Annotated in this window: 14 protein-coding genes; 12 read left to right on the top strand and 2 right to left on the bottom strand. The window is 35.4% G+C overall.

Going from position 1 to position 12,966, the window contains the following annotated elements; genetic code table 11:
• Nucleotides 1–34 precede the first annotated feature (34 nt).
• The 7 genes from AC1RRQ_RS09030 (at nt 35) to AC1RRQ_RS09000 (ending at nt 6,531) form a co-directional block, all read left to right on the top strand.
• Nucleotides 35–1,396 (top strand): FGGY-family carbohydrate kinase, encoded by a 1,362-nt coding sequence (locus AC1RRQ_RS09030; protein ID WP_493022694.1) that lies wholly within the window; start codon nt 35–37, stop codon nt 1,394–1,396.
• A 134-nt stretch (nt 1,397–1,530) separates the two neighbouring features.
• Nucleotides 1,531–2,271, top strand: coding sequence for a (Fe-S)-binding protein (locus AC1RRQ_RS09025; RefSeq protein ID WP_493022693.1), 741 nt, complete (start codon nt 1,531–1,533; stop codon nt 2,269–2,271).
• Nucleotides 2,272–2,292: 21 nt separating this feature from the next.
• Nucleotides 2,293–3,696 carry a lactate utilization protein B gene (locus AC1RRQ_RS09020; RefSeq protein ID WP_493022692.1) on the top strand — a complete coding sequence of 468 codons (1,404 nt, stop codon included), beginning with the start codon at nt 2,293–2,295 and terminating at the stop codon, nt 3,694–3,696.
• Nucleotides 3,686–4,273 (top strand): LutC/YkgG family protein, encoded by a 588-nt coding sequence (locus tag AC1RRQ_RS09015; RefSeq protein ID WP_493022691.1) that lies wholly within the window; start codon nt 3,686–3,688, stop codon nt 4,271–4,273. Before AC1RRQ_RS09020 ends, AC1RRQ_RS09015 begins: the two co-directional genes overlap by 11 nt.
• Nucleotides 4,274–4,372: 99 nt before the next feature.
• Complete coding sequence (locus AC1RRQ_RS09010; protein ID WP_493022690.1) at nt 4,373–5,128, top strand: hypothetical protein; 756 nt, start codon at nt 4,373–4,375, stop codon at nt 5,126–5,128.
• Between the two features lie 366 nt (nt 5,129–5,494).
• Nucleotides 5,495–5,902 (top strand): hypothetical protein, encoded by a 408-nt coding sequence (locus AC1RRQ_RS09005; RefSeq protein ID WP_493022689.1) that lies wholly within the window; start codon nt 5,495–5,497, stop codon nt 5,900–5,902.
• A gap of 236 nt (nt 5,903–6,138) precedes the next feature.
• On the top strand, nt 6,139–6,531 hold the full coding sequence (locus AC1RRQ_RS09000; RefSeq protein WP_493022688.1) for a helix-turn-helix transcriptional regulator: 393 nt from the start codon (nt 6,139–6,141) through the stop codon (nt 6,529–6,531).
• Between the two features lie 52 nt (nt 6,532–6,583).
• Here the strand turns inward: AC1RRQ_RS09000 and AC1RRQ_RS08995 are convergent, their stop codons facing one another.
• Nucleotides 6,584–6,916, bottom strand: coding sequence for a YegP family protein (locus AC1RRQ_RS08995; protein WP_493022687.1), 333 nt, complete (start codon nt 6,914–6,916; stop codon nt 6,584–6,586).
• A 196-nt stretch (nt 6,917–7,112) separates the two neighbouring features.
• Between AC1RRQ_RS08995 and AC1RRQ_RS08990 the strand changes: the two genes are divergently transcribed.
• From AC1RRQ_RS08990 to AC1RRQ_RS08980, 3 genes are all read left to right on the top strand, one after another.
• Nucleotides 7,113–7,598, top strand: coding sequence for a copper resistance protein NlpE (locus AC1RRQ_RS08990; RefSeq protein WP_493022686.1), 486 nt, complete (start codon nt 7,113–7,115; stop codon nt 7,596–7,598).
• 136 nt (nt 7,599–7,734) lie between these two features.
• Nucleotides 7,735–8,856: an XdhC family protein gene (locus AC1RRQ_RS08985; RefSeq protein ID WP_493022685.1), complete on the top strand. Its 1,122-nt coding sequence runs from the start codon at nt 7,735–7,737 to the stop codon at nt 8,854–8,856.
• Nucleotides 8,849–9,451, top strand: a complete 603-nt coding sequence (locus AC1RRQ_RS08980) for a nucleotidyltransferase family protein (protein ID WP_493022684.1) — start codon at nt 8,849–8,851, stop codon at nt 9,449–9,451. Before AC1RRQ_RS08985 ends, AC1RRQ_RS08980 begins: the two co-directional genes overlap by 8 nt.
• A 410-nt stretch (nt 9,452–9,861) precedes the next feature.
• On the opposite strand, the gene AC1RRQ_RS08975 is transcribed toward AC1RRQ_RS08980, so the two are convergent.
• Nucleotides 9,862–11,013 carry a cysteine desulfurase family protein gene (locus tag AC1RRQ_RS08975; RefSeq protein WP_493022683.1) on the bottom strand — a complete coding sequence of 384 codons (1,152 nt, stop codon included), beginning with the start codon at nt 11,011–11,013 and terminating at the stop codon, nt 9,862–9,864.
• 331 nt (nt 11,014–11,344) lie between these two features.
• On the opposite strand from AC1RRQ_RS08975, the gene AC1RRQ_RS08970 reads away from it, so the two are divergent.
• Together AC1RRQ_RS08970 and AC1RRQ_RS08965 are read left to right on the top strand one after the other, a co-directional pair.
• Nucleotides 11,345–11,983, top strand: a complete 639-nt coding sequence (locus tag AC1RRQ_RS08970; RefSeq protein WP_493022682.1) for a (2Fe-2S)-binding protein — start codon at nt 11,345–11,347, stop codon at nt 11,981–11,983.
• Nucleotides 11,980–12,960, top strand: a complete 981-nt coding sequence (locus tag AC1RRQ_RS08965) for an FAD binding domain-containing protein (RefSeq protein WP_493022681.1) — start codon at nt 11,980–11,982, stop codon at nt 12,958–12,960. Before AC1RRQ_RS08970 ends, AC1RRQ_RS08965 begins: the two co-directional genes overlap by 4 nt.
• Nucleotides 12,961–12,966 lie beyond the last annotated feature (6 nt).

Genomic DNA, 12,966 nt, shown 5'->3' with positions numbered 1-12,966 from the left:
AACAATTGATAATTCACAATTTACAATTAAAAAAATGAATGTAGTTGCAATTTTTGATATTGGTAAAACAAACAAAAAAGTATTCTTATTTGATGAAAACTATAGAATTGTTTGGGAGAAATCAGTCAATTTAGACGAAACGACAGATGAAGACGGTTTTCCCTGCGAGAATATAGAAGTGCTTAAAAACTGGATTTTTGAACGCTTATCAGAAATAAAAGCTTTAACCAATTATGTTTTAAAAGCTATCAATTTCAGCACCTATGGAGCAAGTTTTGTCTACATTGATAAGGAAGGAAAAGTTTTAACTCCTCTGTATAATTATTTAAAAGAGTATCCGGAGGATTTAAAAAATGACTTTTACAACAAATATAAAGGCAAAGAAAAATTTGCAGTAAAAACAGCTTCTCCGGTTTTAGGAAGCTTAAATTCAGGAATGCAGCTGTATCGTTTAAAAGAAGAAAAACCAAAACTATTCAGTAAAGTAGAATATTGTTTACACCTGCCTCAGTTTTTGAGTTTTCTTTTAACCAATGAAGCCTATGCCGATATTACAAGCGTAGGCTGCCATACCAATCTTTGGAATTTCAAAAAAATGAAATACCATAAATGGCTGACAAATGAAGGTATTTCGGGTAAAATCCCGCCGTTTCAATCTGGAAAAGAAGTTATAAAAACAAAAGACGGTTTAGCAGTAGGAGCAGGGCTTCACGATAGTTCATCGGCGATAATTCCGTATACCATAAACTTTACTGAGCCTTTTGTATTGTTATCAACCGGAACCTGGAGTATTTCTTTAAATCCGTTCAATAATAAAGCCTTGACTTTTGAGGAATTACAGCACGATTGTTTGTGTTATTTACAATACACCGAAAAGCCTGTAAAAGCCGCCAGACTTTTTGCCGGAAACGAACACGAAATACAAACCAAAAGATTGGCTGAACATTTTAACGTTCCGCTGGATACGTACAAAGATGTCTATTTTGATAAGAACATTGTATCTAATTTAAGAGCACTGAATTTTCAGATTATTTACCCTAAAAAGTATAATTTTGATATACTGAAAGAATGTCCTTTTCAAAAAAGAGACCTTTCAACATTTAAAACCTACGAAATCGCCTATCATCAATTGATGTTAGATTTGGTAGAACAACAAGTATTTTCAACTAATTTAGTCATTCATAACAGCCCTGTAAAGAAGATTTTTGTAGACGGAGGTTTCAGCAAAAATTCGATTTATATGAATTTATTAGCAGAAGCTTTCCCAGATGTAGAAGTTTACGCCGCATCGATGGCGCAGGCAAGTGCTTTGGGCGCTGCATTGGCCATTCATCAAAACTGGAATCCAAAACCCATTCAGAATGATTTGATTGATTTGAAATTTTACAAACATTAAATTGTGCCACAGATTAATGGATTAAATTGATTTTGATTCACGCAGATTCTGCAGATTATAGCAGATTTAATTTTAGAAAATCTGCGTGCATCTGTTTAATCTGCCAAATCTGGGGCTAAATAAAATAATAAGAAATGAAAATCGGGCTATTTATACCGTGTTATGTCGATCAGTTTTATCCAAAAGTGGGTATAGCGACATACGAACTTTTACAGAAATTAGGCTGTGAAGTTCATTTTCCGATGGGACAAACCTGTTGCGGCCAGCCAATGGCAAACAGCGGTTATGCACACCTTACAAAAGGCTGCGATGCCAACTTTGTGACCAATTTTTCCGGATTCGATTATATTGTATGCCCTTCCGGAAGCTGTGTTTTGCATGTAAAAGAACATTTGCATGATGATAAAAATGAAGAAGCAGCAACAAAAATTAGAAACAGCGTTTTTGAATTAACAGAATTTATAACTGATATTTTAAAAATTGACCATATCGAAGGCAGTTTTCCTTTTAAAGTAGGAATGCATGTAAGCTGCCATGGACAACGCGGTTTAAAGCTTTCGCAGATGTCAGAATTAAACGCACCATTTTTCTCCAAACCAGAACAATTGCTTCACAAGATAAAAGGACTTGATTTAGTTGCCTTAACCAGAAAAGACGAATGCTGTGGTTTTGGTGGAACATTTTGTGTGACCGAAGAAGCTGTTTCTGTAAAAATGGGCCAAGACCGAATTAAAGATCACGAAAGCCACGATGTCGATTATATTACAGGAGGCGATATGTCTTGTTTAATGCATTTAGACGGAATTTTAAAAAGACAGAAAAGCAGAATAAAAACCATCCATATTGCTGAAATATTAAATTCACTCGAAAATTAATATTTTGAAACACTTATAAAGATGTCATCAGAAAAAACAATATCGCACAGCGAAGCCGCATCAAAATTCAACAAAAATGTAGAGCGTGTCAACTGGCACGACGAAACACTTTGGTTTGTTCGTGCGAAACGCGATAAATCGGCACATCAAATTGAGGATTGGGAATTATTGCGTGAAACAGCTTCACAAATCAAAGCCAATGTACTTTCTAATATTCACGATTATTTAGTAGAATTTGAAGCCAACGCACAAAGAAACGGAATCATTGTACATTGGGCTGCCGATGCAAAAGAGCATAACGAAATAGTACATTCGATTCTGGCAAAACACGATGTAAAGCAAATGGTGAAATCAAAATCGATGCTTACAGAAGAATGCCATTTAAACGATTATCTAGCCGAAAAAGGCATAGAAGTTATCGACTCAGATTTAGGCGAATATATTGTACAGCTTCGTAAAGAACCGCCTAGTCATATTGTTTTGCCAGCCATTCACCTTAAAAAAGAAGATGTAAGCGAAACCTTTCACGAACATTTGGGAACCGAAAAAGGAAATTTTAATCCGCAGTATTTAACCGAATCGGCACGCCATAGTTTACGAAATACCTTTTTAACTAGAAAAGCAGCTTTAACCGGAGTGAATTTTGCCGTTGCAGAAACAGGCGAATTTGTGGTTTGCACCAATGAAGGAAATGCCGATATGGGCGCGCATTTAGCTGATGTTCATATTGCCTGCATGGGATTTGAAAAACTGATTCCACAGCGCAAACACTTAGGCGTTTTCCTTAGATTATTGGCTAGAAGTGCTACAGGACAGCCTATAACAACCTTTTCAAGCCATTTTAAAAAACCAAGAGACGGAAAAGAACTTCATATTGTAATTGTCGATAACGGCAGAAGCAAACAATTAGGACGTGAAGATTTTAGAAATTCATTAAAATGTATTCGTTGCGGCGCCTGCATGAATACCTGCCCGGTTTACAGACGAAGCGGCGGACATAGTTACCATAATGCGGTTGCGGGACCAATTGGTTCTATTTTGGCACCCAATTTAGATATGAGCAAAAATGCCGATCTGCCTTTTGCAAGTACACTTTGTGGTTCTTGTACCAATGTTTGTCCTGTAAAAATTGATATTCACGACCAATTGTACAAATGGCGTCAGGTTTTGGTAAAAGATGGATATACGCCAAAAGCCAAAACCATAGCCATGAAAACAATGGCAACGGTATTGGCCAATCCCACGATTTTTAACATTGCAGGAAAATCAGGAAGATTTGTAATGAAAAACATTCCGGCAATGGTCAATAATAAAATGAACAAATGGTACGACCAGCGCGAAATGCCCGATGTTCCTCAGGAATCTTTTAGAGAATGGTACAAGAAAAATTCAAGAGAATCTAAAGCAAAAGACAATGAGCAGTAAAGCCGAAATTTTAAACAGAATAAAACTAAACCAGCCCAATTTAGTTACAGAACTGCCGGATTTAAGTTTTTTAGGTTCCGAGAACTTTGATGTACTAGAAACCTATAAAACGGTTTTAAAAGGAATTGGAGGCGATCCAGTTGAGGTTTCCAATAATCAGGAAATAATCGAGTATATAAAAGCCAATTATAATCTTGAGAAAAGAATTATAACAACACTTCCCGAGCTTTCAGAAATTGCTTCATTAGACTGGAATAATGCCGATCCGCATTCGCTCCAGGATGTTGAATTAACGGTTGTAAAAGCACATTTTGGAGTAGCCGAAAACAGTGCGCTCTGGGTAACCGATGAGATTTTAGGACAGCGAGTTTCGCCTTTTATTGCACAGTATTTAGCCATAATTGTTCATAAAAATGATATTGTACGCACAATGCAGCAAGCCTACGACAGAATTGGAAATCAGGAATACGGTTTCGGAACTTTTATTGCAGGTCCTTCTAAAACTGCCGATATAGAACAATCACTCGTTTTAGGTGCACACGGCGCAAGAGGACTGATTGTCTTTTTATTAGATTAAATAAAAAATCAATTCATTATTATAGTAAGCCATTCCCAGAAAGGAGTGGCTTTTTTATTGTTTTATATTTGTTACTTTTGACCGCGTTAAAAATTAAATATGAAAAAAATAGTTAGTCTCTTAAGTTTTACTTTTCTAGTTCTTTCTTCTTGTTCGAGTGATAATGACGAATCATCAAATTTGTCGAATCCAATTTTGGTAAAAGAAATTGAAGTTACTTATGAAGGGAAAACCTTTATACAAAAGAATACTTACGACGGAAATAAAATAAAAAATACTACTTCACAAACGGGACTTATAGTTAATTATACGTACACCGGTGATGTGATTACAAAAAAGGAAGATATTGATGTGCAAAAAGGAGTTTCTTCAGTTAGTGAGTATACTTATAAAGATGGAAAAGTTATTTCTGTTTTAAATAGTGTTATTCTTGATTACTATTTAAAACCCGTGTACGAAAACCTGAGGAAATATACATATAACGAAGATGGAACCGTTTCGTATCAAGTATACAAAGTGAATTCAGTAACAGGAGCGGAAGAGGAGAAAGATGATATTTCGGGTAAATTGACCTTAAAAAATGGAAACATTGTAAGAGATGATTTCACTAATGTGACGTTTATATTTGAGTACGATAATAAGAATAACGTGTATAAAAATATTTTGGGATATAACTTGTTAATGGAAGTTGATAGCGGTCTTAATAATTTAGTAAAATCTTTTAGTATTTATAATGATAAAGCGAGCGATCCAAATATTAATTTATATGAATATAATTCAGAAGGATATCCTTCTAAAAAGCTGGTTGGCGTTGTTAACGGAGTTCCAATCGTAGAATTAAAATATATCTATTAAAAAATTGAGCAGATTTTAGAAAATACTATTTCTCTTATATCAAAAGCCATTTCCTGTATTGAAAATGGCTTTTTTTATTTTTATAAGCCAAAATATTTAAATACAATATATAGGTAAAATCTCAAATGAAATTATCGAAAATATAAGTAAAAAATGATAAATAGAATTAATTACAACCTCTGGTTATATTCTATAAGCTGACTTGTAAGAAAAAAAAGGTGATTATGCGTAATATTGCGATATGATGTGCTGATGAACTTTTCAGCGCGTCCAAAATTAATTTTTTTTAAGCCGAAAACAAATTTTTAGAGCGCTTCTTGAAGCTTTCTTTAAATAGAATCTTGTATTTTTTAATTATTTATTATTATGTTCATTTCCCTTACTCATGATCAAGTACAGTTTTGCTACGGATCACAAAATTGGCAGTACAGTTTTAATGAAATTGTAGAACTTGGACTGCTCAAAAAAAAGAGAACCTATCTTTTTGAAAATGGAGCTTTTATCTCAGTTACCGCTTTGGCCTATTACTGCATGATCTTTACCAATTTAATGGAGCTCTATTACATCATTCCAGCTTTACTTTGTTACGCTTTTTTAATCATCCTGAGATTTCACAACAACACAGAATTTGATTATTTCGTTATCGTAAAAGATATTTATCAAAAAGAAACGAAAGTAAAAATAAATGCTTCAGACCGACCTATGATTGGCCGGCAGATCGACAATTATCTCAATTTCGAATTTAACCGAGTTTTACAGCAGACAAAAAAATAAATACCACAATGAATCGATTATTGAACGAAGTTTCTATTTACGATTTCATGTTTATTATTATTGCTCTCGTATACGGTTTTATCGTAATAATTAGAAAAAAATAAACAAATCCAGCTTCATTTTACCTACATATTGAGGCAGTATTTTAGATTCCAAAAATAAAGATATAGCTGCAATACCCCTAAGTTTAGCAGTGGCTGTTTCAGCTATACATGCCCGTCTCCCAAATAAAACTTATGGCAACAACTTCAATAAAAAGCAAAATAAAAAGCATTAGAGAGTTAAAAAATTACACTCAGGAATATATGGCAGATCAACTCGGCGTGACCCAGGCAGGTTATAGTAAAATTGAAAAAGGAAAAACGATTTTATCCTACGTAAAACTGGTAGAAATTGCCAAAATTCTGGAAGTCAGTGTAGAAGATATTATTAGCTTTGACAGTCAAAGATACTTTAACAGCTTTAACACTGTCAAAGGAAACAATAATAACGGAAGTATATTAATTAATTCCAGCAACGACGAAGCGCTAAAAGAACTTTATGAAGATAAAATAAAACTTTTAGAAAAGCTTTTAAATAAAACAGAAGAAGAATTAAACCGCTATAAACGTAAGTTTGGTCAGATTTAAAACAAAAAAACGAGGTCTGAAAAGCCTCGTTTTTTAATTTTTATATTTTTACTTAAGCTGTCTGATCGTCTACTGCTGCATCAGGTGCATTTGTTTTTACTGACGCAATTCCGTTATCTCTCGCACTTGTACTTTCATACATTTCGCTTGATCCAATAATCTGGCCATTGCCGGCCTTTAAATTAAAGTACGGTTTTCCGCTTTTAGATTCCAGCTTATCAAATTTAGAATCATCCTGCGAGTTTGTTTTTACAGATTCGATTCCGTTTGTTGCGGCCGCTTTAGTTGTATAGCCTTCACTTGTTAAAATTGTCTGGCCGTTGCCAGCTTTCAAATTAAATTGAAATTCACCATTGGTTCTTTTAGTAATCACAAATTTTCCCATGTAGTTTTTTTATTTAAGTTAACTATAATATTTTGCTATTGATAAAAATACAAAACTTCATCGTATAAATGATATTGTAAGAAAAAATAATCCTTTATTATTTGTTAAGCATCATTTTCAGATCGTTAAACAGTGCTTTTTTGTGATACGACGTAAGAATTTTGGTATATTTGATAGAAAAATAAATCTAAAGAATATGAAAAATGTAGTTATTTTATTAGTAATTGCAATTCAGTTAACAGCTTGCAATTCGAAAAAAAAGGAAGAAGAAGTAAAGGCAACCCTAGTAGATTCAACATCAGTAAGTGCTGAAAAAACTGAGGTTCAAAATGTTTGGGTTTACGCAGGTTTACTGCCATGTGCAGACTGCAGCGGCATTCAGACTGTCTTGAAAATTGCTCAGGGAGATGGTACAATGGAAGGTCAAAAATTTGAATTGTCCAGCATTTACAAAGGAAAATCACCTGAAAAAGAGTTTGTTGAAAAAGGAAAATTCAATACAGAACGAGGTTTAGAAAACGACCCAGACGGAACAATATTTATTCTGAACTATGATAAACCTGTAGAAAAACAAATTTATTACGGTTATTTGAGTTCAGATACCAAAAAGATTTATATGCTCGACCGCGATAAAAAAATAATAAAATCAAAACTCAATTATTCTTTAGATCTGAAAAAATAAAAGAATCGCGGATTTTTAAAATTTAGAATATTATAAACTTAAATGACTTTACTGCGCTTAAGTTTATAATATTTTTTATTTTTAGAGTATTAAAAAGAATCATCGATGCTAATTTTTGTTGATGGTCATTTATTTTATGAAGGAAATCAACGAAATTCTAAAAGCATACTCAAAAGCAAAATCCGAAGGAAAAAGAACTGCTTTGGCCACAGTCGTTAAAGTAGAAGGATCATCATACAGACAACCCGGAGCCCGAATGCTGGTTACAGAAGAAGGTCAGCTTACCGGAGCCATCAGTGGAGGCTGTCTCGAAGGAGATGCATTGCGCAAAGCACTGCTTTCAATCAACCAGAAGCAAAACAAACTTATTACCTATAACACCAATAATGAAGATGATATCGAATTAGGTTTACAGCTTGGGTGCAACGGAATTGTGCATATACTCTTTGAATATATCGACGACGAAACACCAAACAACCCGATACAGCTTTTACAGCAGTTAGAATTAGAAAGAAAAGAAGCCGTAATCGTTACCGTTTTCTCCCTCAAAAGAAACGCACAACAAATAGGAACTGTTTTGTTCTTTAGAAAAGACAGTCCCGTTTTAACCTATGAAAACCATATTTTAAATTTAATTTCAGATGTAAAAGAAGTCTTGAGAACCAAGACCTCCATCATAAAAAAACTTCTGCCAGAAAATGACAGTGAGGCTTTAATCGAATACATAAAACCGCCCATTTCGCTGGTTATTGCCGGAGCAGGAAACGATGTACAGCCTTTGGTTAAAATGGCCGCAATACTCGGCTGGAAAATTACCATTGGCGACGGACGCGCAACACATGCAGTACCAAAACGATTTCCGCATGCAGACAATGTAAAGGCCGTAAAAACCGAACAGTTTTTAGAAAATATTGTAATCGACGATCAAACCTGTGTCGTTTTAATGACGCACAATTACAAATACGATTTGGCCGTTTTGAAATCGTTACTTGAAACCAATTGTCGTTACATTGGAATCCTCGGCCCGAAAACCAAATTAAACCGAATGCTTGATGATCTTCAAAATGAAGGAATACAAGTCAGTGAGGAACAATTACAACGTATTTACAGTCCCGTAGGTTTAGATATTGGTGCCGAAACATCCGAAGAAATAGCCTTATCAATTGTGTCAGAAATTAAAGCTTTTTCTACAGGAAAATCGGGAACATCCTTAAAATACAAACAAGGAAAAATACACGATGAAATTCATTATGAGTAATAAATTTCAAAATAAAACCGGTATTATCATTTTAGCAGCAGGGAATTCCTCAAGATTAGGAAGACCAAAACAATTGCTTGAATACAAAGAAACCACACTTTTAAAGAACATCATTTTTGAAGTTTCGAAGGTACCGGATTCTTTTGCAATTGTAGTTACAGGTGCTAATCATGATTTAATAGAAAAAGACCTCAATAGCAAAGAACTAAACTGCTGTTTCAATCCTGATTGGGAAACCGGAATGGCATCTTCAATAGTAAAAGGGCTTCAGGAACTTTTATCTCTAAACCCCGATTGTGATCATTGTATTTTCACGGTCTGCGATCAGCCTTATGTAACCAATTTAATTTTCGAAAACCTGATTAGTGAATACCACAAAACCGGAAAAGGAATTACAGCGTCTGCCTATTCCGAAACCTTAGGATCGCCAGTTTTATTCCATAAAAAATACTTCAGTGAATTATTGGACTTAAAAGGGCAGGAAGGAGCTAAAAAAATCATTAAAAAATACGCAGAAGATACCGCCTCAATTCCTTTCGAAAAAGGCAGTATTGATATCGATACCGAGGAAGATTATGATAAGTTGATTTCTTGATAGAGGTTCAAAGGTTCAAAGAGGCAAAGGGGCAAAGGTTCAGAGGTTATTTTCAAACATAGCCCGTGGTTTCAACCACGGGGATACAATATTTTCACACCCTGTATTGTATTTCTGTGATTGAAACAACAGGCAATATTGTCACGCGTCGTATTGTGTTCCTGTGGTTGAAACCACAGGCTATGTTGGATTTGACAAATCTGTAAGTTTCTTTATGAATTGCCTCCATCTTTAGCTGGAGGTTTTCTAAGCAATAATAGAAAAGGCTTTAGCCAAACTAGCAGAAGTTTGGCTAAAGCCCTTTAAACCTTAATCTATTTCTTCCTCCAGTTAAAACTGGAGGCAATTCATAAAATCGTTGCTCCCGAAGCCTCGGGATTGCGACTTCGCGAGATTATAAAATAAAAAACTTACTGCCTTAGTGTCTTAGTGGCAAACTCTCCAGACAAAGCCAAAATCCGTTCCACCGCAATATCAATTTCTTCTTCTGTAGTAAATCGGCCGAGACTAAAACGAATAGAACTCAAAGCTTGTTCATGAGACAACCCCATTGCTTTTAAAACATGAGACGGCTCAGAGGTAACCGCCGAACACGAAGCCCCATTAGAAACCGAAATATTCCCCAAAGCCATAATCAACTGTTCGGAATTTACGCCCGGAAAACAAATATTCGTAGTATTATAAATTCGGTTTTCGGTACTTCCATTTACAAAAGCACCTTCAAATTGCAGTAAACCATTTTCTAATGTATTGCGCAGTTTTTCAATCTGGATTTTATCTTTTTCTAAATCATTTAAAGCAATTTCGGCAGCTTTACCTAAACCAATAATACCCGGAACGTTTAAAGTACCGCTTCGTAATTTTCGCTGTTGTCCGCCACCAAGAATTTGAGGAAGCAGTTTTATTTTGGCTTTCGCCGAAACATACAAAGCGCCGATACCCTTTGGGCCGTAAAATTTATGTGCAGAAAAAGTCAGAAAATCAATTCCTAAAGTTTTTACATCAACAGTAATCTTTCCGACTGCCTGAGTGGCATCGCACATAAAAAGTACATTTCTGCTTTTCAGAATGCTGGAAATTTCACTGACATTTTGTATGACACCCGTTTCATTATTAGAAAGCATTCCTATGAAAACCAGTGTTTTATCCGTAATAGTTTCATCTAAAAGATGAAGATCTAAAAGTCCGTCCTTACTAACAGGTAAATAACTGATTTCGAAACCCATACTTTCCATGAAAGTACAGGTTTCGAGCACCGCTTTATGTTCAGTGGCAACCGTTATGATATGTTTTCGATCTTGGTTTGCCAAACCCTTAATTGCTAAATTAATTGCTTCAGTAGCTCCCGAAGTAAAGGTAATTTCCTCTGCATCGGCATTTATTAAATCTGCGACTTGCCAGGCAGCATTTTCTACAGCTTCATTTACCGTAAGTCCCGCAATATGTTTACTGGTAGAATTAGAATATAATTGGGTAAAATACGGAAGCATAGCCTCGAGAACGCGTTCATCAACACGGGTTGTGGCATTATTATCCAGATAAATATTTTGTTGATGCGGCATAAATCAAAACTTAGTTTTGTAAAAGTACAATTTTCAATGTAAAAATAAATGTGTGTATTTAACCGCAAAGAACGCTAAGAATGTTTCTCTTAGTTATCTATAGAAACCACAAAGTTCGCAAAGCTTTATCTACACAAAGCTTTGCGAACTTTGTGGTTTTATCACCGATCTATAATAAAAAACCTTTGCGTCCTTTGCGGTTAAATCTCAAAGAGAAATTGTAATTATTCTAAATAAGAGTAATGTTTGAATTTTATAATTTTTTACGACTTAAGATTGTTAAATTTGTTAGAATACCAAAGTGATTTTGCTAATTTAAAAGATAGATGGAATGGCTTCTAAGAAAACAAATTTAAATAAAGTGACGGAGAACGATTCGAATTCCCGACGTGACTTTATAAAAAAATCAGGACTTTTTACCGCTCTCGCCTTGACACCGCCTTCATTGGTAATGGCATCCGAGAAGAAATGGGATGAAAAAATTGCTGAATATTTAGAGACAGTGCCGCTTTCTATTGAAGTAAATGGCAAAAAACACAATCTTAACATCGAACCCAGAACTACTTTACTGGATTTGTTAAGAGAGCAGTTACAGCTTACCGGAACCAAAAAAGGCTGTGATCATGGTCAATGTGGTGCATGTACCGTTCACGTAAACGGAACCCGAATTTTATCTTGTTTGACTTTGGCCTCTATGCAGCAAAATGCACAGGTAACCACAATTGAAGGACTTTCAAAAGGCAAAAAACTGCACCCAATGCAGGAAGCTTTTATTAAACACGATGGTTTTCAGTGTGGATATTGTACACCGGGACAAATCATGTCGGGAATTGCCTGTATCAAAGAAGGTCATGCTAACAGCAGAGAAGAAATCAGTGAATATATGAGCGGTAATATCTGCCGATGCGGTGCTTATCATAATATCGTTGACGCTATAACCGAAGTGAAGGAAGGAGGGAAGGAACTATGAAAAACTTTCAGATAATTAAAGCATTGTCATCAGGTTCAGCCGTGTCAAGCGTCAGCAAAGAAAAAGAAGCGATGTTTATTGCGGGAGGAACCAATCTGGTTGATTTAATGAAAAAGAACGTAATCGCTCCAGACAAACTGGTCGACATAAACGGACTGAATCTTAAAAAAATAGAATTTCTAAAAGGAAAAGTTTCGATAGGCGCTTTGGCAAAAAACAGTCAGGTAGCCGAAGATACATCCATTAAAGAAAAACAGCCGCTGCTGGCTTTGGCTTTAGCGGCCGGAGCATCTCAGCAAATACGACACATGGCAACGGTTGGCGGCAATATGCTGCAAAAAACACGCTGTTCGTATTTTTATAATACCGATATGCCGTGCAACAAACGAGTTCCCAAAAGTGGTTGCGGTGCGATTGGCGGTTCAAACAGAATGTCGGCTATTTTTGGTGCCTCAGACAGCTGTATTGCTGTTCATCCAAGTGATATGTGTGTGGCTTTGGCCGCATTAGACGCGCAGGTTTTGGTAGAAGGACCAAAAGGGAAACGACAAATTAAGTTTACCGATTTTCATCGTCTTCCGGGAAATACCCCCGAAAAAGACAATACTTTAGAACCTAAGGAATTAATTACTTCAGTTGAAATTCCGGATAATAATTTCACTAAAAATGTTCATTATCTAAAAGTTCGCGACAGAACGAGTTATGCCTTTGCATTGGTTTCGGTTGCTGTGGCTTTAGACCTAAAAAATAATGTTATAAATGATGTTAGACTGGCTATGGGCGGTGTTGCACATAAACCTTGGAGATTAACGGAAGCTGAAGAATTCCTGAAAGGGAAAACAATTTCAGAAGAAACATTTAGACAAGCAGCCAATTTATCAATGAAAGGTGCAAGAGGATACGGTGATAATGATTTTAAAATTACACTGGGAGCCAATGCCATAACAGAAGCACTTACAATAGCAGCATCAAAATAATTAGAA

It is taken from the genome of Flavobacterium sp. GW821-FHT12A05, from assembly GCF_058807735.1.
This window is presented reverse-complemented; position numbering and strand designations above follow the sequence as displayed.